The 26,348-nt window shown below is 46.9% G+C and carries 24 protein-coding genes; 13 read left to right on the top strand and 11 right to left on the bottom strand.

Going from position 1 to position 26,348, the window contains the following annotated elements:
• Positions 1-48: 48 nt before the first annotated feature.
• The 6 genes from flgG (at position 49) to flgL (ending at position 6,967) form a co-directional block, all read left to right on the top strand.
• Complete coding sequence (gene flgG, locus Q7V32_RS05695) at positions 49-837, top strand: flagellar basal-body rod protein FlgG (protein ID WP_159659413.1); 789 nt, start codon at positions 49-51, stop codon at positions 835-837.
• Between the two features lie 9 nt (positions 838-846).
• Positions 847-1,521 carry a flagellar basal body L-ring protein FlgH gene (gene flgH, locus Q7V32_RS05690; protein ID WP_304896009.1) on the top strand — a complete coding sequence of 225 codons (675 nt, stop codon included), beginning with the start codon at positions 847-849 and terminating at the stop codon, positions 1,519-1,521.
• A 52-nt stretch (positions 1,522-1,573) separates the two neighbouring features.
• On the top strand, positions 1,574-2,632 hold the full coding sequence (locus tag Q7V32_RS05685; RefSeq protein ID WP_370690831.1) for a flagellar basal body P-ring protein FlgI: 1,059 nt from the start codon (positions 1,574-1,576) through the stop codon (positions 2,630-2,632).
• Positions 2,633-2,644: 12 nt separating this feature from the next.
• Positions 2,645-3,646 (top strand): flagellar assembly peptidoglycan hydrolase FlgJ, encoded by a 1,002-nt coding sequence (gene flgJ, locus Q7V32_RS05680; protein WP_304896007.1) that lies wholly within the window; start codon positions 2,645-2,647, stop codon positions 3,644-3,646.
• Between the two features lie 215 nt (positions 3,647-3,861).
• Complete coding sequence (gene flgK / locus Q7V32_RS05675) at positions 3,862-5,628, top strand: flagellar hook-associated protein FlgK (RefSeq protein WP_304896006.1); 1,767 nt, start codon at positions 3,862-3,864, stop codon at positions 5,626-5,628.
• A 10-nt stretch (positions 5,629-5,638) separates the two neighbouring features.
• A complete protein-coding gene (gene flgL, locus Q7V32_RS05670) occupies positions 5,639-6,967 on the top strand; it encodes a flagellar hook-associated protein FlgL (protein ID WP_304896005.1) in 1,329 nt (442 codons plus the stop codon).
• 62 nt (positions 6,968-7,029) lie between these two features.
• Here flgL and Q7V32_RS05665 read toward each other — a convergent pair whose 3' ends face one another.
• The 11 genes from Q7V32_RS05665 to Q7V32_RS05615 form a co-directional block, all read right to left on the bottom strand.
• Entirely contained in the window at positions 7,030-8,004 is a 975-nt protein-coding gene (locus tag Q7V32_RS05665; protein WP_304896004.1) for a L,D-transpeptidase family protein, read from the bottom strand.
• Positions 7,985-8,908, bottom strand: a complete 924-nt coding sequence (gene rdgC / locus Q7V32_RS05660) for a recombination-associated protein RdgC (RefSeq protein WP_304896003.1) — start codon at positions 8,906-8,908, stop codon at positions 7,985-7,987. Before rdgC ends, Q7V32_RS05665 begins: the two co-directional genes overlap by 20 nt.
• Before the next feature lie 146 nt (positions 8,909-9,054).
• Positions 9,055-9,459, bottom strand: a complete 405-nt coding sequence (locus tag Q7V32_RS05655; protein WP_304896002.1) for a protein-disulfide reductase DsbD N-terminal domain-containing protein — start codon at positions 9,457-9,459, stop codon at positions 9,055-9,057.
• 134 nt (positions 9,460-9,593) lie between these two features.
• Positions 9,594-11,051 carry a nitrous oxide reductase accessory protein NosL gene (locus tag Q7V32_RS05650; protein WP_304896001.1) on the bottom strand — a complete coding sequence of 486 codons (1,458 nt, stop codon included), beginning with the start codon at positions 11,049-11,051 and terminating at the stop codon, positions 9,594-9,596.
• Entirely contained in the window at positions 11,035-11,562 is a 528-nt protein-coding gene (locus Q7V32_RS05645; protein WP_304896000.1) for a TlpA disulfide reductase family protein, read from the bottom strand. The genes Q7V32_RS05650 and Q7V32_RS05645 overlap by 17 nt, the downstream gene beginning before the upstream one ends.
• Positions 11,559-12,080, bottom strand: a complete 522-nt coding sequence (locus Q7V32_RS05640) for a nitrous oxide reductase accessory protein NosL (RefSeq protein WP_304895999.1) — start codon at positions 12,078-12,080, stop codon at positions 11,559-11,561. The genes Q7V32_RS05645 and Q7V32_RS05640 overlap by 4 nt, the downstream gene beginning before the upstream one ends.
• Entirely contained in the window at positions 12,064-13,077 is a 1,014-nt protein-coding gene (locus Q7V32_RS05635) for a hypothetical protein (RefSeq protein ID WP_304895998.1), read from the bottom strand. Before Q7V32_RS05635 ends, Q7V32_RS05640 begins: the two co-directional genes overlap by 17 nt.
• 2 nt (positions 13,078-13,079) lie before the next feature.
• Positions 13,080-13,754 carry an ABC transporter ATP-binding protein gene (locus Q7V32_RS05630; protein ID WP_304895997.1) on the bottom strand — a complete coding sequence of 225 codons (675 nt, stop codon included), beginning with the start codon at positions 13,752-13,754 and terminating at the stop codon, positions 13,080-13,082.
• Between the two features lie 3 nt (positions 13,755-13,757).
• Positions 13,758-15,008, bottom strand: a complete 1,251-nt coding sequence (locus tag Q7V32_RS05625; protein WP_304895996.1) for an ABC transporter permease — start codon at positions 15,006-15,008, stop codon at positions 13,758-13,760.
• A complete protein-coding gene (locus tag Q7V32_RS05620; RefSeq protein WP_304895995.1) occupies positions 15,005-15,298 on the bottom strand; it encodes a hypothetical protein in 294 nt (97 codons plus the stop codon). The genes Q7V32_RS05625 and Q7V32_RS05620 overlap by 4 nt, the downstream gene beginning before the upstream one ends.
• 427 nt (positions 15,299-15,725) lie before the next feature.
• Positions 15,726-16,949, bottom strand: coding sequence for a sulfite exporter TauE/SafE family protein (locus Q7V32_RS05615; RefSeq protein WP_304895994.1), 1,224 nt, complete (start codon positions 16,947-16,949; stop codon positions 15,726-15,728).
• A gap of 576 nt (positions 16,950-17,525) precedes the next feature.
• On the opposite strand from Q7V32_RS05615, the gene Q7V32_RS05610 reads away from it, so the two are divergent.
• From Q7V32_RS05610 to Q7V32_RS05580, 7 genes are all read left to right on the top strand, one after another.
• Entirely contained in the window at positions 17,526-17,825 is a 300-nt protein-coding gene (locus tag Q7V32_RS05610; protein WP_304895993.1) for a hypothetical protein, read from the top strand.
• A gap of 203 nt (positions 17,826-18,028) precedes the next feature.
• A complete protein-coding gene (locus tag Q7V32_RS05605) occupies positions 18,029-18,310 on the top strand; it encodes a hypothetical protein (RefSeq protein ID WP_304895992.1) in 282 nt (93 codons plus the stop codon).
• Between the two features lie 103 nt (positions 18,311-18,413).
• Complete coding sequence (locus Q7V32_RS05600; protein WP_304895991.1) at positions 18,414-20,885, top strand: cation-translocating P-type ATPase; 2,472 nt, start codon at positions 18,414-18,416, stop codon at positions 20,883-20,885.
• A gap of 449 nt (positions 20,886-21,334) precedes the next feature.
• Positions 21,335-21,568: a hypothetical protein gene (locus Q7V32_RS05595; protein ID WP_304895990.1), complete on the top strand. Its 234-nt coding sequence runs from the start codon at positions 21,335-21,337 to the stop codon at positions 21,566-21,568.
• A 9-nt stretch (positions 21,569-21,577) separates the two neighbouring features.
• Entirely contained in the window at positions 21,578-22,663 is a 1,086-nt protein-coding gene (locus Q7V32_RS05590; protein WP_304895989.1) for a radical SAM protein, read from the top strand.
• An 85-nt stretch (positions 22,664-22,748) separates the two neighbouring features.
• Positions 22,749-24,950, top strand: a complete 2,202-nt coding sequence (locus Q7V32_RS05585; protein WP_304895988.1) for a peptidase domain-containing ABC transporter — start codon at positions 22,749-22,751, stop codon at positions 24,948-24,950.
• Between the two features lie 15 nt (positions 24,951-24,965).
• Positions 24,966-26,312, top strand: a complete 1,347-nt coding sequence (locus tag Q7V32_RS05580) for an HlyD family efflux transporter periplasmic adaptor subunit (RefSeq protein WP_304895987.1) — start codon at positions 24,966-24,968, stop codon at positions 26,310-26,312.
• Positions 26,313-26,348: the final 36 nt, after the last annotated feature.

Here is a 26,348-nt window from a genome sequence, read left to right as displayed (position 1 = left end):
GCTGACAGCTATGTAAATGACAAATTAATGTCACTTTAGGAGATCATCATGACAGAACGAGCATTATGGGTGGCCAAGTCCGGACTGGATGCGCAGCAAACACGGATGGCAATCATCGCCAACAACCTGGCTAACGTTAATACCACCGGGTTCAAAAAATCACGCCCATTGTTCGAGGATTTGATTTATCAGAATATCCGCCAAGTCGGGGCGCAAAGTACTCAAGGTACAAGGCTGCCGACGGGATTGCAACTAGGTACTGGTGTTAGAACGGTTGCAACTGAGAAACTTCATACGCAAGGGAACATTCAACAAACTGAAAATTCTCTGGATGTGGCTATAAGCGGTAAAGGCTTTTTTCAAATCCTTAGCCCCAACGGCGATATCAATTATACCCGTGACGGCTCTTTTAAACTGGACGATACAGGTCAGGTCGTGACATCCGAAGGTATGCTGCTGGAACCGGCTATTACCGTGCCAAATGATTCGATGAGTCTAACGATTGGCCGTGACGGCACCGTCACTGTGGTTCAGCCGGGAAATCCTGCGGCAGTGCAAATCGGCCAAATTCAAACGGCTGACTTTATCAATACGGCAGGTTTGGAACCCATTGGCGAAAACTTGTTTCGCGAATCCACAGCCAGCGGGCCGCCGGTTCTGGGTATTCCCGGCGAAAATGAATTGGGCGCCCTTTATCAAGGTTCGCTGGAAACGTCCAATGTCAATGTGGTTGAAGAGCTGGTTAATATGATTGAAACCCAGAGAGCTTATGAGATGAACTCAAAAGCCATCTCTACAACAGATCAAATGCTCTCATTTGTCACCCAGCAACTCTAGTGATCTGATATGAAAAAGTTTAAATTCCGCCTGATTGCTATTTTGCCCGTCTTGTTGATTGGCTGTACGCCTTTGCCAAACAGGGATCCTGCTTTTGCCCCGGTTCAACCGGCAGATTTAAGACCTCCTGCTCAAACCAGCGGCTCTATCTATGTGGCTAATTATGATATGCGGTTGTTTGAAGACCATACCGCCAAACGGGTGGGTGATGTCTTGACGATTACCCTTGCAGAAAGAATGCAGGCTAAAAAACAAGCCGATATGGATGCCAATAAATCGACGTCGGTTAAAGTCTCAGCCCCCATGTTGATGGGCGTATCTCCGGGAACCATTTTAGGGCAGGATGTGCAAACTGAATTGCTGTCATCCAGTCAATTTACGGGAGAAGGTGAAGCGAATCAAAGCAACAGTTTGATCGGCAATATATCAGTTACCGTAGTTGAAGTTTTACCGAACGGCAATTTACGGGTTCGGGGTGAAAAGCGGATGGCGCTCAACCAGGGTAGTGAATATGTCCGTCTTTCCGGTATCGTCAGACCGGTAGATATTGACGCAGCTAATATGATTCCTTCTACAAAAGTTGCCGATGCCACGCTGATGTATACCGGAGATGGTGCGGTTGCCGATGCGTCTAAAATGGGCTGGTTGGCGCGCATCTTTATGAGCCCCTGGTTCCCGTTTTAAGGAGAGGGACATGAAAAATTTAATAAAACCCATAATCGCTATTTTGCTGGCAATGAGTGTTTTGATGCCGGCAAGAGCTGAGCGTATCAAGGATATAGCTTCGATAGCCGGGGTTCGCAGTAACCAGCTAGTGGGTTATGGTCTGGTCGTTGGCTTGGATAAATCCGGCGATAAAACCTTGTTTACCGGGCAAGGGCTTCGTAGCATGCTGGCTCGGTTAGGCATGACTTTGCCGCCTGGCGTCGATCCCAGGGCAAAGAATGTTGCCGCCGTTGCAATCCATGCTGAATTGCCGGCTTTTTCCAAACCCGGTCAAACGATAGATGTGACCGTATCATCGATAGGTGATGCTAAAAGTTTGCGCGGTGGCTCGCTGCTAATGAGCCCATTAAAAGGGGCGGACGGACAAGTGTATGCCGTTGCCCAAGGGAGTCTGGTCGTTGGCGGTTTAAGCGCTTCCGGACAGGATGGTTCCAATATCACCATCAATAATCCCAGTGTCGGCCGCATTCCAAACGGGGCGACAGTTGAGCGTGCAGTGGCTTCTCCTTTTGCTGAAGGAAACGACTTGATATTTAATCTGCACAACGCTGATTTTACGACGGCTAATCGTATGGCAGAGGCCATAAATCGTACCTTGGGACCGAACGCAGCCAAGGCTTTGGATGGTTCATCAGTCCAAGTCAGTGCGCCATCGGATACCTCTCAACGCGTTACCTTTGCGTCGATGATTGAGAACATGATGGTTTCACCTGATGATGCGCCCGCGCGGGTTATTATTAACTCTCGTAGTGGTACCGTAGTCATCAACAGCAAAGTCACGGTTCAACCTGCGGCAGTTTCTCACGGTAGCCTGACCGTTACCATCAGTGAAAATCCGCAAGTCAGTCAGCCGGAGCCTTTTTCTGAAGGTCAAACCGTTGTTACGCCTCAATCGGATATCAGTGTCGAACAGGAAAATAACCGGATGTTCGTATTTAATCCCGGTGTGTCATTGGATGAAATCGTCAAGGCCGTTAATGATGTTGGCGCGGCACCCAGTGATTTGGTCGCTATTCTTGAAGCACTTAAGTCAGCAGGCGCTCTTCGTGCAGAGTTAATCGTCATTTAATCGGAGGTTATCGTGTTAAATGCAACCCAAAGTCCGGCCTATACCGATTTTAACGGTCTAGCCCAATTAAAAAATGAAGCACGGAAAGAAACACCGGAAGCGATAAAGGAAACCGCCAAACAGTTTGAATCGCTGTTCGTTAATATGGTTATCAAGAGTATGCGTGAGGCGAAACTGGCCGATGGCATTTTTGACAGTGATCAAGGCAAGTTTTTTCAGGATATGTATGACCAGCAACTGTCCGTACATTTGTCAGGGGAGCAGGGCGTCGGTTTAGCTGATGTCATCTCCAAGCAATTGAGTAAACAGCAAGGGCAAGGGGAGGAGAGTAAAGAAAATGAAAAGACAGAGCTGGATGATTATCTGAATAATCCGGTTCGCAGTATTCCTGTTAACAGGGTCAAACACGCCTTAGGCACTACAAAAAGCGAACCGCTACCGGATAGTGAACTTTTTTCCGGTAAGGAAGTGGAAAAAATGTGGGAAAACTCATCGCTTAAACCCGGCAAAAATATGCCGCTAACTTCATCGAAACAATTTGTCAGTCAGTTGCACGCTTATGCTCAAAAAGCAGCTGAAGAATTGGGTATAGAGCCAAAAGTACTGCTGGCACAGGCCGCTTTGGAGACCGGTTGGGGACGATCAGTAATCAAGAGCAAGGACGGCTCCAGTAGTCATAACTTATTCAATATCAAGGCAGGCAGCCAGTGGCAAGGAAAACGGACAAATGTTTCCTCACTGGAGTTCGAAAACGGCATACCTCAAAAGAAAATGTCAGGATTTCGAGCCTATGAGTCCTATCAGGATAGTTTCGATGATTATGTGCGGTTGCTTAAAAACAATCCGCGTTATGCTCAAGCACTCAAACATGCAGAAAATCCTCAGCGCTATATGCTGGAGCTGCAAAAAGCCGGATATGCAACTGACCCTCATTACGCTGATAAAGTCATGAGAATCTACCATGGCGACAGTCTGTCCGGGGTTGGCTCCGGCCAGAAACTGGCCATGAATTGAGAACGCAAATTTTATAACCTCCAAGACTGACAGATCTAGCTGACCATTTTCACCTTGCCGTAAACAGTTACATAGCTCACTGTGTGCTGGTTTGCGCGCCTGCAGAAGGGACAAAAAATCTCACCTCGTTTGCTGCAGTTATTTTTCCTTGGGTTTCTGTTTTTTTGGCACTTGATTTGCTTTATTCGTTATAGAAAGCTTAACAGGACAAAATTATGGCGGGCGGAATTTTAGGTATTGCAACTTCGGGGCTCTTGGCCTTTCAGCGCTCGCTGGAAACTACCAGTCACAATATTGCCAATGTCAATACAGAAGGATACAGCCGCCAACGGACAGAGTTGTCGACAAAACCGGCAATTTTCGAGGGAAGTGGTTATCTGGGGCAAGGCGTCAAGGTCAGTAATATCACTCGCAGTTATGACCAGTTTATCAGCAGCCAACTTAGAACCAGCTCTACCGCTTCAGGGGAAGCGGAACAGTTTTACCGGCTATCTGTTCAAGTTGACGGCCTGTTAGCCGACAACAGTGTGGGTATCGCTCCTGCGATCAAGAGTTTTTTTAACACGGTGAATGAAGTGGCGGATGATCCGTCCTCCATTCCGGCGCGCCAGGTAATGTTGTCTGAAGCTGACTTGCTGAGGCAGCGTTTTAATACCATGAGCGCACGGTTCGAAGAACTGGGCTCACAAGTCAATACCGATATCAAAGTTCATCTCAACGAGATTAATGCGTTGGGAACCGCTTTGGCCGATTTGAATAACCGCATCGCCGCCGACGTAGGACGCGCTTCCGGGAAACAACTCCCCAATGATTTATTGGATGAGCGAGAGCGCTTATTGACCAAACTGGCCGAGCTGATCAGTGTGGCGGTCGTCCCGCAAGAAAACGGTATGACCAGCATCTTTATCGGGAAAGGAATGCCGTTGGTGTTGGATGGTGTCTCATCAAAGCTAACTACCATCAATGATGAATACGATCCTACTTTCTTGAGAATCGGTTACGAATCTGCATCGGGAACATCGGATATCAGTAATCAAATTTCCGGTGGAAAATTAGCCGGAAGCTTACGTTTTCGGGATGAAATTCTCGATCCCGCACAACAAAAACTGGGCCAGATTGCGGCCGGATTGGCAATGGAAATGAATGCCCTGCAAAAAAGCGGATTTGATCTTGACGGTAGACAAGGCGAAGCCTTATTCAGTTTTAAAGGAGATGAAGTGCCGGTGACGGCAAATCTGGCCAATACCGGTAATGCAGTGGTTACTGCGCGATTTCAGGATCTCAATGTTACACCGGATGCGGCTCAACATCTTGATTTCAGTGACTTCAGGCTGGAATTTGTCGGCGGTTCCGATTATACCTTGACGCGGCTTCGTGATAATCAGGTATTTTCTTTAACAGCTGTTGTTTCCAGTATTGATCCTAATGTTTCAAATCTGACCTTCGCCGGTTTTGAGATCAGTATTGACACCAGCGCAGGCAGCGCTGTTGCAGGTGACCGATTTTTGACGCGTCCTACCTACCAAGCCGCCAAGAAGATTGGAGTGAACATTGGTGATCCGCGCCAAATAGCAGCGGCTACCAATGTTGAGGTCGATCCGGTTACCGGCAAGCCGGTATTCGATAGTTCAGGCAATGCCATCATCATAAAAGGCCCCATGCCGGGTGATAACCGTAATGCCTTGCTCATGGCGCAATTGGAAAGCAAGATGGGGCTGTTGGGAGGTAAAGCCTCTTTTCATAATGCTTACAGCCAGTTGGTTGCGGGTGTGGGTTCGTTGACACGGTCAGGTGAGTTAAGTGCAACCGCTCAGAAAACCTTACTGACCCGCGCGCAAGAAGCAAAAGAAAATCTGACAGGTGTCAATCTGGATGAAGAAGCGGCTAATTTGGTTATTTTTCAGCAGTCTTATCAGGCTGCTGCACAAGTGATTTCAACGGCGAATAGTATGTTTGATACGTTAATCGGCGCTTTAAGATAAGGAGGGAATTATGAGAATATCAACCGCATGGGCGCAACAGCTTGGCGTTAACGCGATGCAGGCGCAACAGGCCAAAATGTCAAAAACCCAGATGCAATTGTCCAGCGGGCTTAAACAGTTGTCTCCGTCGGACGATCCCTCGGCGGCGGCCAGGGTGTTGGATCTGGAAAAGTCGATAGAAAAAACCAGTCAATATCAGGCCAATATTTTTGCTACCCGAGGTCGCTTGAATATTGAAGAGTCGGCACTGGAATCTTCCGAAAATGTGATCATTCGTGTCAAGGAACTCACTGTTCAGGCTTTGAACGGTACGTTGAATGCCAGTGACCGGCTTGCCATTAAGCAGGAAGTGGATCAGCTGATCCAGGAACTGGCCGGATTGGCCAATACCAAAAACGCCAATGGCGAATTTATTTTTTCCGGTGATTTATCCAATGAACCGACTTATGTAATGGATCCTGATACCGGAAAATACGTCTATCAGGGTGGCGTTCATCAGCGTGCATTACCTATTGGTCCGGAAAGACAAGTCGCCGACGGCGATTTAGGCTCCAATGTATTTGAAAATATTGCGTCTGTCAGTCGCTATAAAAATGAAGATGGGAAACGCAGTATTTTTAATACCTTACAGGCTCTATCCGATAGTTTGGCGGGTGACTTCAAACCGCAACAGGCGACGATTACCGGTGACCGGTTTTTGCGTTATGGTTTGGCAGGAGGTTCTTCGTTTGATCTGGTCAGTGATGGCGGTACAGCCTCAATCGCTCTGACTGCTGAATTTACTAATTTGGATGCGTTGGTCACTGAAATAAACAGTCAAATCGAAACTCAAGGGATGAAAAATAGTATGCAGGCTAGGACCAACGGAAACAAGGTTGAATTTGTTTCGTTGACAACCGGAATTAACTCAACAATAAAAATCCAAAATGCTAACGTTTTTTTCCTCGATAATGCCGGTTTTGAAGAAGGGCAAAGCAATGCCGCCGATAATGTTTTCCTTAATGAAGATGATTTGCGCCTTAATAAACCGGAAATCAGGAGATTCAGCACCGAAGAAGTCTATAACGCCAATCTGGGTAATGTATTGACTGACCTTGATTCGGCTTTAGACAGTTTGTTACAAGCCAGAACCAGCGTAGGCGCAAGGCTGCGGGCACTGGATGATCAGGAATCTCAAAACGATAAATTTATTATTGATACAAGGTCCACGTTATCAGCCACACAAGATTTGGATTACGCAGAAGCCATCAGTCGGTTTAACTTGCAGCAAATGTCGCTGCAAGCAGCTCAACAAGCATTTTCCCAGGTGCAGCGATTATCGTTGTTCAATTATCTTTAATCAGTCGTTCAAAACAAACGTCAATTTAACCGATCCCTAACCGTATTTTGATCAATTGCCGTTTATTGTGAGGCTGTTAGATCTTGGAGTCGGGTGTAGATTGCAACCGGTCTGCCGTCCCTTCTCTCAAGTGCACCTTTCAACGCCGCGCCGTTAATAACCGGCAGTTCCTGATTATTGGCTTTAATAATCAAATCGAGCGCCTGCTCAAGCTTGGTTTTGTAAGGTGCCGGTTCGTCTGTCAGCGTCTGATGGATTTCAACATAGAGCGTGTTTTTATACCAACCCACCTTGATGGGCTGGTTGACAATATAAACATCAGTCCCGACTGAAACCCGGGGAAACAGTTTTTCAATATCTTCCGGATACATGCGGATACAGCCATGTGTCACGCTCATCCCGACGCCAAACGGTTTATTGGTACTGTGTATCAGATAACCCGGAACACCCAGTCGCATGGCATAGAGACCCAGAGGATTGTCGGGTCCTGCCGGCACGACATTAGGCAGGAAATCTCCGCGTTCAGCATGTTCCCGTTTGATGGACTCGGGTGGCGTCCAGGTCGGGTTGCGCGTTTTAGTTGCAATCCTCGTTTTGCCTAACGGGGTTTTCCAATCCAGACGGCCGATACTAATAGGATGCGTCGTTACCGTATTACTGCCGTCACCGGAATAATAATACATCCGATATTCCGGCAGGTTAATCACCACGCCCTTGCGGGGCGCGTTGGGTAAAAGTCGGGCATTCGGTATTCTGACCCGGGTACCTTCTTTAGGTAACCACCGGTCCACCGTCGGATTAGCCAGTATGATCTCGGTTTGACCCAGATTAAACTGACGGGCGATATCCAGCAGGGTGTCCTCTTCTTTTGCAGTCGTATAGAAATGCTCGTCCGGGTGACTTTGTCCGCTGCTCATCTTGTCGCCAATTAAGCTATCGCCCGGATTTTCAGGTAAGCGAAAATCCGCCGCGACTATCGCCTGCGGGGCAATCAACGATAAAACGATTAAAAAGAAATTAATTCGCTTGCTGGCCATTTTGAAGTTCTCCACCGAATAATTCCATGAGACGGGGGATAAAGCGCGCAAGTTCCAAAGACATGATTGAAAAACTGGCATCAAAATGCTCGGCATCTGTCTGCGCATCCGTTTCGGACAGTTGATCCTGAATTAAATCCAGATACCGTAAACGCTTGATCGACAGATTTTCATCCACGACAAAGGACAAACGATCTTCCCAACTCACCGCTAATTTTATGACTTGTTTGCCTGTTTCCAGATGGTTCTTAATCTCGGGCAGGGTCAGGTCATGGCGTTTGCAGCGGATGGTGCCGCCTTCTTCTTTAGGTGACCGTAATTCGCATTCATCTTCAATCACAATGTCGCCAGGCAAGTCATTGGACGTTAACCATTCGGTCATGACCGCGGTCGGCTTTTGCTGCGTAAGTGGGGGTACAGCAGGTAACGAACCCAGGCATTTGCGCAATTGACTTAAGACATCTTCGGCTTTTTTTGTGGACGCACTGTCGACAATCAACCAGCGATTTTTAGGATCGATGTAGGCGTAAATTCTGCGAGAAAATGAAAATGCTTTGGGTAACAGCTCAAAACAAATTTCATCTTTGATGGCGGTGCGTTCCTTTTTTGATAACTTACGGCCTTGTTCGTCTTCGGCTTCCATTATTTTTTCGGCAACCAGTTCATTGATGACGGCAGCAGGCAGGACTTTTTCTTCAATTTTTGCACAAAAAATCATAAAGCCATTGGCGGAATGGACCAATTGTTCGGCGTGCCGTCCTAAGGGCGGCGTCCAGCCGAAACTCATCTCTTGCTGGGCAGAGCAAGGCCGAAATGGCATTTGTTGTAACTTTTCTTCAAATTCATCGGACGATAAGCCGAAATCTTCCGTGAGGCGATAGAGTGCAATATTTTTAAACCACATACGCGTTGTTCTCTCCAGATAAAACCGGGCATTATCGCAAATTTACCCATACATAAAAAACTATCTGTTGATAAGGACCATTAAACTTAAAAACAAGCCGCAGAAATTTTACCGGTTGAGTGGTTCAACGTAGCTTGATCGACAGGTTAAAGAGGATTTAATCCGAAACTAATGGTTTTAAGGATAGGCATATAGCAGACACCTTTATCAGCGCAGCCTTGGAACGTGATTTCCACAACCGGATCGTCGACTTTGACGGCATCATGAAGCAGAGGAAGTCTGAGTTGCAGACGATCCCGGTAAATTTCCATGGTGCCGGAAAATTCGTCATGATGTGTTATTCCGGAAGGGAATAAAGGTTCGCCCGCTTTCAAACCCGGTGTGAGCGAGACGAATTTTAATTTATGACGATAAAGATAGTGGCCATCGGCAATGGCCCAGGACAGGATAAGCAGGTCCTGATTTTTTAATTCGGCTTTAAATTCAAAAGCTTCATCGGGGGGCAAAAGATCCTCGGAATCAGCAGCATAAGCAGAACCTGCAAGCCACATTAGCAGGCAGTAAAGGAATAATAAGACTGAACGCTTAGGGGTGGGGCTATTCATTGGCTACTTTCAGGGAATGGTGCGGTGTTTTACAGGCAGCCGGAGAGGTAACAAACACCCCAGCTGCCGGGCAAAAAAAATCAATAATCAGGTGCGGCGCGAAATGTCCAGACGAGAGCCAGATTGCCGAAGAAGCCATCGCCCAGTTGAACCTGGGTAAAGGTTTGTCCGTTTATACGATTGATATCTCTGGAATTCAAATCTTCGTAGATCGGTAAACCGACCGAACCGCGCAATTTGAAATTACCGCCGAAAGCGTTCATAAACCGCCAGTCACTGACAAAGGCCAAATTCGTCACGGTACCGCCGCTGTTGCCGATTTTATACCCTCGATCTTCATTTTTCTCAATATAGCTGGCATCTATCTCCACACCCAGCATCAAGTCATAATTGGGTGTGTAGTGCAATCCCAGACCAATATTAGCCACATCGCCAAACGCAAAATTTTCGTCATTTTCTGGGTTGACCGTGTACAGCGCGGTAGTATGCAGCCATAGTGCTTTCCAGCGTTGCGAATAGAGTAGGCCGCCGGTAAACGTCGCCGTGTCCTTGCCTAATTGCAGCGCGGGACTGGTCGAAATAAGATTATCCCCTGTTTGCCTGGCAATAAACTGAGCTGGCGGTGTTTTTTGCGCCTGCTGACGATCCGCACTAAATTGGCCGGTTGGTAATGTCGTACCCAGCAAGACAGTGGCAAACTTGTCCCAACGGGTGCTGCGCCAGAAGTTATAACGGCCTTCAAGCGTGATGTCACCGATGCCGTTTTCTTCGCCCACTGATTCGGTAATGCCTCCTGCCGGTGTTTGTGCTTGATCGAGTGTTTTGGTTCTTCTTTCCAGCCAGGGCACATTGATAAACAGCGCGAGATCATCGGTAGGTGAATAGTTGGCTGTCAAAGCCTGTTGATGGGCTTCGAGCTGGCTTGGCGCACGAGGTTGTGCCCGGTTGCCCTTGATGAAATCGTAGGGCTCCTGGCTGCTGCCCGAGCCAATTTTAACCCGATCTTTTTGGGTGTAGCCGTAGACCATGCCGACACTGAAATTGCCTTTGCCCGGTGTGACGGCTGTGCGTAAGCGAAACGGCGCGGTCGTTCCCACCGGCGAGACATCTTCATAGGCGATATGAAAATCGATGACATCGCCGCCTTCTTTGGCGGCAAATGCTTCAGCTTCATCACGGTTGGCAAACGCGATGTAGTTGGGCACCATATCGGGAATGACTTTACTGCCAAGCACGTAGGTGGCGTCTTCAGCATCAACCAGATCTCCCGAAACCCAGTCATGAACTTTAGCCGATTCGAATGCGGACAGCCCGCCTGCATCATCAATTTCACGTAACATACAGGCTACGCCGCAAGTATATTGCTTGTGTCCGTCTTTATAGGTTAGTTCCGCGGCGCTCTTGATGTACTCGTCTATCCACATACCGCAGACGCGGCAGCTCTCGCGTTCATGTTTATCTTCAGCATTCAGCTGAGTTGACATGAGTAACAGCTGACACCCTATCATTACAAACGCTATCTTAATGAGCGTTTTCATAAAAGCCTCCTTTATTAAGGACTGTTGTAAATAGTTTTTCAAATTCTTCCGATTTCGCTTCACCGCTGAGCTTTTCGCGCAGAATGCCTTGCTCATCGAAGATGAATGTGGTGGGCAGGCCAATGACGCCAAATTGTCTGGCGGCTGAGTTATATTCATCGGCCAGCATCGGATAAGTCAGCTGCTCGAATGGCTTAAGCCGTTCGTCACCTTCTCTGATACGGCTCTCGTTAATGGCCACAGGAATAAATCCCTGGTCTTTGTATTTCTGATAAAGGCGATCAAGCGAAGCCAGCATCGCTTTATCGCAAAACCCGCATTCAAGAGACCAGAACCGGACCAGTACGACTTTGCCTTTAAAGTCATCCGGCAGTTTTACAGGATGGCCGTCATAACCTTTCAAAGTGACGCTAGGAATCGGATCACCGATCTGCAATCCTGGTTTTTTGTGGCAAGCAGTGAGGGTTAATAGGGCCGTCAAGCACAGCAGCGTTATACGGCGAAGGGTCATGAGCGTTTGTCCAGCGACTCAATGATGGACGGAGTGACTTCCTCATAGCGCAGGATGGTCTTGCCTTTGTGATCTTCCAGAAATTCCTGTGCGGATTCCTGGTCCTTGAACGGCAGCAATTCATGGCCCATGGGACCCAGTACGTCGGAGCCAATCACATAATAAGCCGGCTTCGCTTCGATGAGTTCAACTTCGTAGTAGTCGGTCACATAGATGTCCTTGATCGTATCCACCGATTTTCCAGGCGTATATTTCGCCGTATCGAAAATATGCTTGAACATATCTTTCGCGCCGTCATAAAAATAAGACGTGCCGTCCTGGAAAATGATCTGGGCCACCCATTTCGGGTATTTGTAAACGAACATGCCGCAAACCGGGCAGCGGTCAGACTTTTTGATGGTAATCTCAGGTTCGGCAGCGTAGCTGGCAGTCAGGTTGAACAAACAAATCAATAATACTGACCAAAGTGCAACTCCGGGTTTTGGTGTTGTAAATTGAGGTTTAATAGACGACTTCATAGTTGATAACCAGGCTTGAAAAGATAATTTCATAAGTTACAAAGGCGGTAAACACGGCGTATAAAAGCACAGAGGTCAGCGCGAGTTTGCGAATAAAGCTGTTTAACAGGCTCTCAAGACTGGGTATGCCTCGGAAAGGCATCAGCGCGCCGATGCCGATCCCCGATACTACCGCGCCAAAAAGCAGGATATAAAGCAGGTAGCCGATATAGTGATAATCCTCCATGATGATGCAGAACGGACAGTGATGCGTAGGCAGCTCGTAGATGTAAAGCGAGATAAACGATACGATTGAAACCAGTGAAATGACAAACATCACCAGGCTGAGACCTGCGTAAAGATAGCCCCCCTTATTTTTTAAATAGAAATAAAGGCCGTTTGCCAGCGTAAATACCATTCCACCATAAAAAATCCACATCATGGGCCGGGCGGGCAACGAAGCGATTTCAGAGCCCAGGCCGGTGACTTTTTCTTCGCTGAACATACTGCCGCAGCAGGAAGTAATGACATTCGCCTCCATCCCAAGAAAATAGGCGCTCTCCAGTAGGGCTTCCAGCACGATAAAAGGCGCGATAAGCGCCAGCAACACATATTTCTTTTTGATCAGCGGATAATCGTAACCCTGGTTATCGGCATGATTTAACACCAGCCATAATCCGGCCAGGATAAAGTTAAGAATTTTGAAAACCAGCGTCGGATAGCCGAAGCCGTTGACATTCAGCGTTCCGGCAGCGCACATTGCGCCGACGAATAACGGGCCCATGGCGTCCGCGGTGAAAATATAGAGAAAAAGCGAAAGTAATTGCAGGCCGAAGACATAGCTGAGTAAGGTCGAAATCAGATAGGTTTTGCGCTCAAGTGTCAGTTGTATTTCGTCTCCGCTTTCTATATTCCAGTGTTTGAGTATTTGTGCGCCGTAATAAGTCGCATAGGCCACCATGAAACTGGAGATATAGGCTGCAAGCAGATTGGCAATAACGGTAGGATGCAGAATCACGCTTATTCGTCCTCGATTTTACCGTCGCGTAAATTGACAACGTGATCGACCATGGCTGAATCGTAAACTAAAGGATCGTGACTGGTGATGATCACGGTTTTGCCTTCAGCCTTGAATTTTTCGACGATTTCCATAAAGCGGTACGATAATTTGGTATCAAGATGGGCAGTAGGTTCATCAGCAATAATGATCGAAGGATCGTTGATTAGTGCACGGACTATCGATACGCGTTGCGCTTCTCCTCCTGACAACCACTCTACTTGTGATGATGCTTTGCTGGATAAATTGAGCCCGGCCAGGCCATTAAGCGCTTTCATTTTTAAATGAGCGCGTTTTTCACCCAGCGGATAGGCCGGCAGCATCACATTCTCAAGTACCGAAATGCCTTTGATCAGATTGGGCTGCTGAAAAATGAAACCAAAGGTTGTGCGGCGTATATCCGTTAAAAAACGTTCCGGGAGGCTGGTAATTTCACGGCCGTTTAACTTGACGCGACCGGCAGAAGGCCTGCTCATACAGCCGACGATTGACAAGAGCGTCGTTTTGCCTGAACCGCTGGGGCCTTTGAGGACCGTTACCTTGTTTTGGGCAATTTCCAGATTCACACTGTTCAGCGCTGAAAATTCACTGGGATTGCCGGCATTAAATACTTTTTTTACATTAACTAATTCAATCATGACTTATTCTCCGGTTTGTCGCATGGCCGAATCGGGATCAATCGTAGCGGCTCTCCAGGTTGGAACGATAGTCGCGACGGTGTAAGGCACGACAGTCAGAAAAAACAGCGTGGTAATCTGTTCGGCATTGATAAACGGGGTCAATGCAAAATTAGGGTAAAGGCTGGACCAGCCTTTAAGAGCCGGTTCGAAAACCGGTGATCCTGCGAAGAACACATGGATGTAAGCCAGAATGACGCCGGTAAAAAAGGCGGTTAACGAAATCATCGCGCCTTCCCAAAATTTCATCTGGATGACGTCCGAGGTTTCCCAGCCCACTGCTTTTAAAATGCCGATTTCCCGGCGTTCGCCAGCGCTCAATCCGGAGGCTTTATCCCAGGCGAAAATGACAAACGCCAAAACGGCTGCCGAGAAAATGACAATCATCATGCCGCCGCGCCAGTTGAATATCGAATCGTAGGTTCTGAGAATTTCATCACGAATGATTGGCCGGGAGTCGAGCAGGCGTTTTTTGATTTTTCCAGCCACCATGCTGACTTCATTGGGGTTTTTGACGGTCACGATGGCATCGGTCACAAACTGGGGGGCAATGCCGAACAATTTTCTGAAATCTTCATCGGTGATCAATATCAAATCTGAAGACACCAGTTCCGATGATGAGGACAGCGTGCCGGAGACTTTCAAATTCATGATTTGCCCGTCAGCGGCCATGAAAGGCATGTAATCGCCTTTGCTGATATTACGCATTCTGGAAACGCCGTTACCGATGATTAAAGTGCCGGGTTCCAGTAAAGCGCCGTTGTATTCAAACAATGGCTTGGTAGCGGCTAACGCTTCCGCATCGTCAGGATCTGTCTCAACTGCCGTGGTTTTGCCCGAAAGTTGGGTTGTCCCGGAATTGTCGGGCGGAGATAGCAGTGTGTAATTGGCACCCACCAGGCTGTCATAGTAATACCCCCACAAGCGGGTTTCTACATTGGCTATGCCGCGTATAGACTTGATGGAGTCTATATAACTGATCGGAAACAGATCGTGTCGTCCGGCAATAATTTTTTGTACAACAATTTCCGGAGAACCCTGCAGAATAATCGCAGCCTCTTTTTTGATGGAATGGGTAAAAAACATCGTTGAAGCCAGGATGAAAACGATCAGTGTGTACAAAGTCAAAAGGCCGATGTTTTTGACTTTTCTACGCAATAACGAAGAAATAGTAAAATCAATAATATAGCGTTGTTTTTCTATCCAGGGGGTCATGGGGTTTCGTTTTTAACGTAGGGCTGGGTGAATGACCCGGAAGGAAAATGCTCCAGGGACAGGGGGTGATCCTGAAAGGCGGTATTTAAATCAGCTTGCGACAGATGCCGGGTGTAGCGCGCTTCGGTAAAAAGGCACAGATCAGTCAAGCGTAGTGTTTTTACCAGAGCTGATTTTTGCGCAAGAACGTCTTGTTGAAAGCTTTCACTCAGCGATGCATGGACCAGCAAAAAGCTAAACACGATGACTTCGGCGGTCAGGCCTAAAAAAAATAATGAAGACTTTCTCATAAACGATTTCCCCAAAATGGTTTCATACAAACGCGTTGCAAGGCATTGCGGGGTTGCTTCGCCCGTTAAGCACTGAAGTCAGGGGGTGATTTACTTGTCAGTTAAGTTTTGCGGTTTGTATTTAATCTGTATTTTCAACATTTAAGCTTAGGCTTTGCAAGGTAATTCTTTTAACGCGCTATGTGGCTTATCTGTCGAATTGAATCATCAGTACCTTTAAGCATAATTTAAACCATATATTATAATATATTGATATATATAGTTTTCTGGAAAATAGACAAATTAAACTATGTTATATGGAGCATAAAATCGGGTTAAGTGGCGTAATATTTTAAAAAATGGCTAACGTAATGCCTATGCTGACAGCGGTTCGTTATCTGAAAATAATTTAAAAAATGGGCAATGAGTGCTCACTCAAGTTATAAGCTCATTGACTCAATTTATCTTGATAATCCGCTAACCATTTAAGCCAGTACTCTTTGATTCTCAGAACCCAACTGCGCTGATCTGTCTTTTCTACAGTACCGTCAAGCACGGTGAGTGTGCCGTCTTCAGTAGGTTTCGGTTCGTCTTCAACGACAATAAATGTTCCGGGAATCATACCCATCCAGCAACTCCAGGGAATGACACCGCTTTCGGGAGGTGTGAATTCGATGGTTTGTTCTCCCTCATGCAGCTTGAATTCGAGTCCGTATTTAGGCACCACAATGGCGTTATTGCAGGAATTTAATTCTTTACCGTTAATGATCCATTTGACCGGGACACCTTTACGCAGGGTAAATTTGTTAGGAGAAAAACCGGACTTAATGACATCCATGTGAATCGTCTGTTCAGTTTCCCAGTTGGGTGATTCGGCAATAGCCGGTGATAAATATTGTGAGGCCCGGGCAATCAAGGTATTAAAGTCGACGCCGGTACCCGTGACGGCGAGCCCTCGATTCATCATGACCGTTCCTAAAATCATGACGATGACACCGGAAGCTTTCAATAATTTGGGTGTCAGATTTTTGGAGAGCAGACTGGTCAAAAAACCAAAACCCAAGAGCAAAGGCAGTGTGCCGATGCCGAAAAAAAACAAAATTCTGGCGCCTTCAGACCAACTGCCGGTTCCGGCTGCCATCACATACATGGCTTGTAATGGCCCACAAATAATCATCAGACCGTTCAGCAGACCGATATAAAACGGATTGCTGTGTTTTCGATACTCTTTACCGACAAAACGCATGACAAATCCAGGCGTTTTAAACTGGAAATGGTTAAGCGCCGGAAACACCTCGAGCATATGTAAACCGAATAGAATCAAAAAAAATCCTGCGGCAATCCCTACTGCGCCTTGAGTGTACGGGGTAAAAGCAACGATAGCGCCGAACGCGCCGAAGAGCGCACCGATGAGCGTATAGGAAAGGGTTTTGCCAATACCGTAGAGAAAATGTGTGGTATAGGACTTGTAACCGGTAGCGGCCTCTCTTGCGGTATAGCCCAAGATCAAAGGTCCGCACATGCCGACACAATGAAAACTGGTCAAAAAGCCGATCAGGATTAACAGTCCGTAGCCAATGTCACGACCGAGATCAGGCATGCTTGCGTGATCCATAAACCAACTGTCCAGCCAAAGAATGAAAGCTATGCCCGACAGTGCGAGTGTAATCATAAAGGTTCTTTTAAAGAACAATCGCACAGGGTGGCTAGTGGCTAAGTCTTGGTTTTCGACATTCATATTGGCGTGGCTTAAGTCGATTGAAATGAGGGTTTTAGGCTATGTCCGCTCAATTTTTGAGACGACATGCTAATGAGTTCGGGACAGTTTAATGCCTTGCGTAAATTGCGTTAGGCTATTGAAAACAAGGGTAATGGTCAAGCATTTATCAGATTTACATTTATCCAGCAAATCGTCTGGAGTCCGCTTTGTCTCAAATGAAGTTGATTGACAGCAAAATATTAAATGAATTATATATGCCCCTACAAAAACTAATGGTAACTACTCGCCCGCTTTGAATTAAGGGCGTAGGTGCTTTATTTCAAAGGACGCATCAATACGTCCCTGTAGCTCTCTGCAACATCCCTGTTGCAGAAGCCTTTTCAATCAACCACCTACACCCACTAAAATTGGAGGGGGTGAGCAGATACAATTAATGATTCAATAAATCCGGCATCTCAACAGCAAACGAATCGAGTTTACAATGAATCTATTAACCATCATGCGATAAAAGAGGATGAAGCCAAAACAATGGTTCATCCTTTCAAAGGTGATGTGTTAGCTAAAGGGATAACGACTGGCGTCGCTGTTTCAACCATCAATCATGCTGGACGTAGTGTGGTCAGCATCATTGCCAGGCATCCGCTTATCGTCTTCGGTTTTGGCATTGCCGCCGGTTATTTTATCGGCAAATACCGTAAAGAAATTATCGCGATGGCGGAGCGTTCTGTCGATAAGAGCAAAAGTTTTTTATTGCACCAAAAAGAAAATCTGATCGACTTGGTTGAGGAAAGCCGAGAAAACGCAGGCGAGCCGGACGAATCAAAGTAAGCAGTGATAAGAATCTCCTGCAAGGGATGATTGTTTTAATCAAACGGTCGGACAAAATCCAAAAAATGCCCTAGCCGGTTTAGGCTTGGGGGTCATACATAAAGCAGAATCAGACATCAAAATTAGCTGAATCTATTGATAAATAGCTCAATATGAGTATTACTACTACTTTAACTTATTATAATATTAAGGAGAAATAACCTATGGCTCACGTACATGGTGCAAAAATCACCCAGGGGACTGCTGAGGCTGCCAAAATGATGTCTTCATCCATGGCGGACATGGGCAAAATGGGTATGGCGGCCAAACAGCCTATGGCGCACGGTGTCAGTAAGACCATTGCCGCCGGTTCTGCTGCTGCAGGAAAAAGTACGCTGAAAAAAGTCCTGACACATCCCGTGACGCTGATCGGCCTTGGTTTTGCATTAGGGTATCTGGTCTATAAATACCGTAAAGATATCATTGCGGTTTCTGAACAAGAGTAAGCGTTAGAAAGGAAAGCGGCAGGAAACATTTTTTAGTAATTTTGTGAGATGCGACTTTTCCGAAAAAAAGTTTTGACGACATAGCCAAATGAAGGAAAGCAAAATGGATGCAACCCAAACCGGAACCCTAAGTCACGGCATAGTGGTTCATGAAGTCAAGCACAGGGTTCGGCTGATCTCGCCGGTATTGCTCAAGGATCCTGAGCGATCCTGTATTCTGGAAATCATGTTGAAAAAAAGGCAGGGGATTATCCAGGTGCGGTCGGTTCCGGACATCGCATCAATAGCGGTTCATTTTGATCCGCGGATACTGCCCAAGGAAAATTTGCTCAAAATTCTGGACGCTCTACTCGGCAATCTTGGATCCAAGACATCGACTGTCGGAGGCAAACAGTCTGCTTCTATCTCAGCCGATTGCGATAATAATCTGCCCGTTCAATCTTTCAGTATTTCTATCAATGGCATGACCTGCGTATCCTGCGCGTTGTTGATAGAAATGCTGTTAAAAAAAGATAAGCGTATCGTTTCCGCCAACGTCAATTTTGCGACTGAAACGGCAACGGTGACGGGCAGAATCAGTCAACAGCAGTTGTTTTCGTTGATTGATAAAATGGGCTATCAGGCCCATGCTTTTGATACGCTGACGCAGCGTAAATTTCTGATTGAACGAGAAAAACAACGACTGAACGATGCCCGGCTACGGGCGATTATCGCTGGCGCATTAAGCTTGCCTGTTATGGTAATAGGCATGGCTTCGCCATCGTCCAGATTTTGGCATTGGGCTCAACATCTTTTAGCCATGCCGATTGTTCTATGGGCGGGGAATCCATTCTTTGTCAAAGCGTACAAGCTTGCCAAATTGCGAAGAACCAACATGGACAGCCTGATAGCGATGGGGGTCGGTGCCTCTTACGGTTATAGCCTGGTATCGCTGCTGGCCGGCAAGCGGGGATTGTATTTTGATTCTGCGACCGGGATTATTACTTTTGTATTGATTGGCCGCTACTTGGAAGAAAAAGCCAAAGGCAAGGCCCATGAATCGATACGTTCCTTGGTTGATTTGCAGCCTCAAAACGCAACGCTGCTGAAAGGCGATAAAGAAGTCCTTATTCTGGTTGATCAGGTAGTTATTGGCGATATTCTGCTGATACGGCCCGGCGAGAAAATTCCGGCCGATGGCGTTCTGATTGAAGGACTCTCGACGGTGGACGAGTCAATGATTACCGGTGAAAGCCTGCCGGTTGTCAAAGAGCCGGGCCATCGTCTGGTGGGTGGTTGCATTAACGCAAATGGTGTTATGAAAATGCGAGTCACCGCTGTCGGCAAAGACACGGTGTTAGCCAATATTATCCATATGGTCGATCAGGCCCAGTCGTCCAAATTGCCGATTCAAAAAACAGTGGATCGTATTTCCTCTGTTTTCGTGCCTTCCGTGATTGCCGCATCAACCTTCACATTCCTGGCATGGATGGCAGTCGGTGCCGGATTTGGCCGAGCATTCAGCAATGCCATTGCCGTATTGCTGATCGCCTGTCCTTGTTCGCTGGGATTGGCCACGCCGATGGCGATTATGGTGGGCACAGGTCAATCGGCGCGCCGGGGCGTTTTCATCCGTAATGGTGAAAGCCTGGAAATGGCCTCGAAAATGACCACCATTGTCTTTGATAAAACCGGAACCATTACTGAAGGTAAGCCTCAAGTCACCGATTTTATAGTGCTTTCTAAAGATAACGAAGATGACCTGCTGACACTGGCGGCGGCTGCAGAATTTGGCTCTGAACATTTTTTGGGCAAAGCTATTGTCGCTTACGCAAAAGACCGCAATGTCAGTTCCAGCAATGCCGATGAATTTGAAAATATTCCGGGTCACGGCATTAACAGCCGGGTAGACGGTCATCGGGTACTGATGGGGACTCTTGCCTGGTTTAAAGAATCCGGTATTGACTCAAAGAGCTTGGCAAAACAGGTTTCAAGTTTAGCCCATCAAGGCAAGACCCCTGTTTGTATGAGCGTCGATGGCAAGGTGGTGGCTTTGTTCGGTATTGCTGATAAGCCGAGGGCCAATGCTGAAAAGGCGATTGCTCGCTTACTCAAGCTGGGTGTCAAGCCTGTCATGGTAACCGGCGATACTGAGCAAACGGCTAGATATGTGGCGGAGCAGGTCGGAATTGTCGATGTGATTGCTCATGCCGTGCCGGAACGAAAACTGGCTATCGTCAGAGAATTACAAGGCCGGGGTGAAAAAGTCGGCATGATAGGCGATGGTATCAATGATGCGCCGGCCATAGCGGCAGCTGATGTGAGTTTTGCGATAGGCACTGGCACCGATGTCGCTATTGAAACCGCCGATCTGACGCTGGTTAACGGCGATATCAGTAAAGTGGCCGATGTCATGGAATTGAGCGGAGCCACTTTGCGTATCATCAAACAAAACCTGTTTTGGGCGCTAGGCTACAATACCGTCGCAATTCCTGTCGCGGCTGTGGGTAAGCTGAATCCTATGATCGCCTCCGCCGCAATGGCCTTCAGTTCTATTTCAGTGGTATTGAATTCACTGCGCTTGCAGAAAAAATAAGTCAGTATTTGGTAATAATGACTCGCCCACTTTTAATTGACGGGATGATGCTTGATTTCAAAAGACACGTGAATTCGTCGTTGTAGCTCTTTGCAACATCCCCTAAATCCTTCCTCCAGCCCCTCAAAAAGCACAAAAGTCATAAAACATCAGCCTGTTGCAGTGCTCTGTCATTCACCCAAGATGACGGTTCAAAATTTGATTTATTGTTGAATATGATCGTCTTTTTCGTAGAACAAATGCTTTTCCGAGGTTTATGCAGGGTAATTTTTCACACCCTGTCCAGATAATTCTTCACAGATACTTCCGTTACAGATTTGTAGACTGATTGCCGAGTGAGAAGAGTTGCAGCACAGATGCTGCTAATGGAAAAACGGGTTGTTAAGCTCTTCTTATTCATTCTTGAGACCTTGTAAGGTCTTCATTCAATAGCAATTAGGAGAACAGTCATGAGCAATAAAATCAGAGGCTCTGAAAAATTAGATTTCACCTGCACAAAAAACGGCAAACGGAGTCTGGCAGAATTCACCAACGTAGAAGAAGCGTTAGAAGCCAGGGGCGGAATTTCTGTGAGCGGTTGGTGGATTTATGGGCAGCCGGCCTTTTTTAAAACCATCAATCAAAACCTGGTCAATCCTCAGTTAAATCAAAGCCAATTGAGTTCTACTCAGCTAAGAAGGTAGGAGAAGTTTATGAAGAAAGAATACAAAGTAGGTTCCAACGGAACAACGCGAGCTATACAAATACATCCAACCCGGTTGTGTAACCTGAGTTGCCTGCATTGCTATTCTTCTTCATCGCCAAAGCAGCGCGGCGCAATTGATGTCGCGCTGCTTATCCGGGCCTTGGCGGATGCCGCCGAGGAAGGCTACAACTATGTCAGTATTTCCGGTGGAGAACCCTTGCTTTATCCCTCTCTGGAGTTATTGCTGGAACAAGCCAAGTTCAAAGGTTTTGCCACAGCTATTGCTACCAACGGCATGTTTTTGGATAAAAAACGTGTGGCTCAACTCAAGAATGTCACCGATCTGGTCGCCGTCAGTCTGGACGGTGTGCCCGAATCTCATAATCGCATGCGCAATTCGACGCAGGCATTTAAAAAAATGGCCGCCAATTTAAAAATAGTGCAAGCCGCTGAAATTCCTTTCGGTTTTATTTTTACGCTGACGCAATACAACCTGAATGAATTGGACTGGGTAGTCAATTTTGCTTTGCAGGAGGGCGCTCAATTGCTGCAAATCCATCCTCTGGAAAATGCCGGATTTGCTTCGGCTCATTTGATGGGGGATTCGCCGGATCGCACAGAATCGGCCTATGCCTATTTATTATCGGAAACGCTGCAGCAGAATTTGGAAGGCAAGTTAAGAGTTCAGATGGATTTTGCCACACGGGTCGCTGTTCTCCAGCATCCCGAGTCAGTTTATGCCGCCGGTGAGCTCCCTGAATTTGATACCTCGCTTGCCGATTGTATTGCTTCGTTAGCGATAGAACCGGATGGCATGATCGTGCCGGTCCAATACGGCTTTTCCAGGGATTATGCAATTGGTAATCTTCATCAAAATAGTTTCAGACAACTGGCCGATGACTGGCGTAAAAACCATATGGTCCCATTTTATGGATTGTGTCATGAGCTTCATAAAACTGTTACCGATAAATCTCAGCCCTTTGTATTTAATTGGAATGAAATGATCACGGCGGCTTCGCATCAACCGTTAAAAAGGAATTGGAATACGCTGCGGCCTCAACAAAGCTCTGGATCACTCAATTATTCAATATGAGATCACGTCAGCGCTGATTTTTTTTTCCAGATGAATCAACCGGCTCTTGGCAGCAATTCCTGTTTCGAATAACAAGGATCTGACTATGCAAAAATTTCCTTTTCAAAGACAAATGGATGCCATGGATTGCGGGCCGACCTGTCTGCACATGATTGCGCGATTTTATGGTCGTATTTTGCCTTTGGATGACGTGCGCGAAAAATGCGCCATCACCCGCGGAGGCGTCACGCTGGGCGGTATTGCCGAGGCGGCCGAGCTTTATGCGTTCAAGACGGTTGCGATTAAGGCAAATTTAAGGACCTTGCAGGACGATGTCATCTTGCCCTGTATCGCGCATTGGCGTCAGCAGCATTTTATTGTTGTTTATGCCATTAAAGGAGGTCATGTCTATGTCGCTGACCCTGCGTTTGGTCTTATGAAATACAGTGTTCAGGAGTTTCTGTCGGGCTGGCTCGATGTTGTCAATGCCGATTCCGATGAAGAAGGCATTTTATTGTTGCTGGATACGACACCGGAATTTTATAGGGACGACGAATGTCCTGACGCACGCGGGTGCGGTATCGGATTTTTATGGCCATATTTCCGGCCGTATTACCGGTTAATAGGTCAGTTATTTATTGGTTTATTCGCGGGTAGTTTGATTCTGCTGGCCTTTCCGTTCATGACTCAAGCGCTGGTCGATTACGGCGTCAACCACAATAATCTGAATTTTGTTTATGTGTTGCTGGCCGCCCAGCTGATGCTGTTTTTGTCGCAGACTTCGGTGGAATTGATCCGTAGCTGGATATTGTTGCATATCGGTTCACGCATCAACATTGCGATCATTTCCGATTTTTTGTTGAAGCTGATGAAACTGCCCGTGGCTTTCTTCGACAGCAAGATGATCGGCGATTTTCTGCAGCGGGTGCAGGATCATCATCGGGTTGAGGAATTTTTATCTTCGGCCACGCTGACGACCTTGTTTTCGGCATTGAACCTAGTGTTATTCAGCTGTGTTTTAGCCTGGTACAGCCTGCAGATTCTGGCCGTGTTTGCTATCGGCACTGCACTTTATGCCGGGTGGGTGCTGATGTTCATGAGCCGGCGCGCGGTGCTCGATTACAAGCGCTTTGAACAAGCCGCACAAACCCAGAGCAGTATGGTTCAGATTATTAGCGGCATGCAGGAAATCAAGCTCAATAATTCGGAAAGACGCCGTCGCTGGGAGTGGGAAAAAATTCAGGTGCGTTTGTTTAAAGTGTCAGTGGACAGTCTGGCGCTTTATCAGTACCAAATGACCGGCGCGAATTTTATCAATGAGCTGAAAAATATTCTGATCACTTTCTTATGTGCCAAAGCGGTCATAGAAGGGCATATGACCGTGGGGATGATGCTGTCAACTCAATACATCATTGGTCAGTTAAATGTTCCGATTTCAAATTTCGTCAGTTTTGTTCAGTCGTTTCAGGATGCAAAAATCAGCCTTAACCGTCTCGCCGAAGTCCACGATAAAGCCGATGAAAACAAGTCACAGCATTTTATTCAGCTATCCGGTGCGGACAATACCATTATGTTGCAGGATAACCTGTGTTTTCGTTATGGAAGAGAAGCTTCGCCGTTAGTGCTTAACAATATCAATGCGGTGTTTCCCAAAGGCAAAGTCACCGCAATTGTTGGGGCCAGCGGCAGCGGTAAAACGACATTATTAAAAATCTTACTGAAATTCTACGAGCCGAATCAAGGTGCCGTAAGAGTTGGCGGAATTGATCTTCAGTCTTTATCGACAACGGCATGGCGGCAAAGCTGCGGCGTGGTGATGCAAAACGGCTTTATTTTTAATGACACGGTGTTGCGCAACATTACCGAATCCGAATCAGACGGATTGATCGACCAAAACCGGCTGCAACGTGCGATCGATATTGCAAATCTGGATGAATTGATCAGCGGATTACCGAATGGCTTGAATACTAAAATCGGTCCCGATGGCTTGAGTCTGAGCGGTGGTCAAAATCAGCGGATATTGATTGCCAGAGCGGTTTATAAAGATCCAGCCTTTTTATTTTTCGATGAGGCCACCAGTGCCTTGGATGCTAAAAATGAACGCATTATCCTCGAAAAAATGGAGCAGTTTTACCAGGGCCGAACCGTCATTGTCATTGCTCACCGCTTAAGCACTGTGAAAAACGCGGATCAAATTCTGGTGCTCGATAAAGGGTGTGTGGTTGAGAGCGGCAATCATCAGCAACTGACTGCAGCGCGTGGGGTTTATTTCAATCTGGTCAAAAATCAGCTTGAGCTGGGTAATTAATCAACGAGAAATGCTATGAGCGAGACTAATATTTTACCTAATTCCTTCAGCACGGCTACCCCCATAACAGTCGTTCAGGATTACAGTCTCTATACCCAGGAGCTATTGGGCAAACCGCCGGGTTGGCTGCTCCGCTGGGGTGGATTCGTGGTTTTGGGTTGTCTGGCTGCGCTACTCGCAGCATCGTGGCAAGTTAAATATCCTGATGTCATTTCCGCTTCCGTTACAATCACCACGCCTCAGCCGCCGATACGCATTGTCAGTCAGCGTGACGGGCAAATACGCTGGCTGAGAAAAGGCGAGCGTGACCGGGTCGGTCAAGGCGAAACGCTGGCCTGGATCGATAATCCGGCTGATATCGACGCGGTCGGTGCCTTGAGGCAGTGGTTTACTAACAACCGCAAAGAGCTGTTCAACGGAAATATCTCAGCGCTGGACATGCCGCCCGAAAATTTGGCCTTGGGCGAGCTGAATGAGGCCTATGCAGCTTTTTACAAGAGCCTGGATGAGTTCAGGTTTTTTCTGCAACAACAGCCCTTTGTGCAGAAGCGGGAAAATGCCAGAGTCAAACAAGGGCAATTGCAACAGATGTTGAAACAGCATGAATCTGAACAAGCCGTATTAAAGGAGCAAAAAAAATTATTGGAAGGCCATGTGACGCGGTATCAAAAGTTGATAGAAAAACATTTTGTTGCAGAGCAGGCCGTCGATGATAAACGCCTGGATGTATTGCGTAATGCCCATCAACAAGAGCAATTATCAATTGAGCAGGCCCGAACACAATTGGAAATCACGCGTTTGGCAGGTGAGTTGATCAGCCTTGATCTGGCAAACCAGCAGCAGCAAAAAGACTATAGGTTACGTCTTGAGGAAAATTATCAAAAGTTACTTTCCTCGGTCGACAGCTGGGAAAAAAACTATCTGCTCACCGCGCCCATTACGGGGCGTCTGGTCAAGTTCAAATTCTGGAGTGACAAGCAATTTGTAAAAGCCGGGGAAGAGGTTGTGACTGTGGTTCCTGAACAAGAGCAGGGTATTATTGCAAAAATTAACATGCCGTTGGCCAACTCAGGCAAAGTCAAACAAGGCCAGAAAATTCTGATTAAACTGGCCGGTTATCCGTTTCAAGAATTCGGTTTGATAGAAAGTCAGGTTGATATGATTTCATTGCTGCCCGATAAAGATCATTACAGCGTTCAGGCAAAGCTGGCTTATCCGCTTAAAACCAGTGCCAATAAAACGTTGCCGTTCGAACAGGAAATGCAGGGCAGAGCCGAGATTGTGACGGAAGATATGCGGCTACTGGAACGGGTGTTTTATCAAATCCGAAGGCTGTTGCTGGACAGAAGTAATCTGGTTTGAACGCGCTGACGCAGCTTTTTAAATCGCCAGCTATGG

It is taken from the genome of Methylicorpusculum sp., assembly GCF_030651835.1.
Lineage (GTDB): Bacteria > Pseudomonadota > Gammaproteobacteria > Methylococcales > Methylomonadaceae > Methylicorpusculum.
The sequence above is the reverse complement of the archived record's forward strand: the minus strand, read 5'-3'. Positions and strand labels throughout refer to the sequence as shown.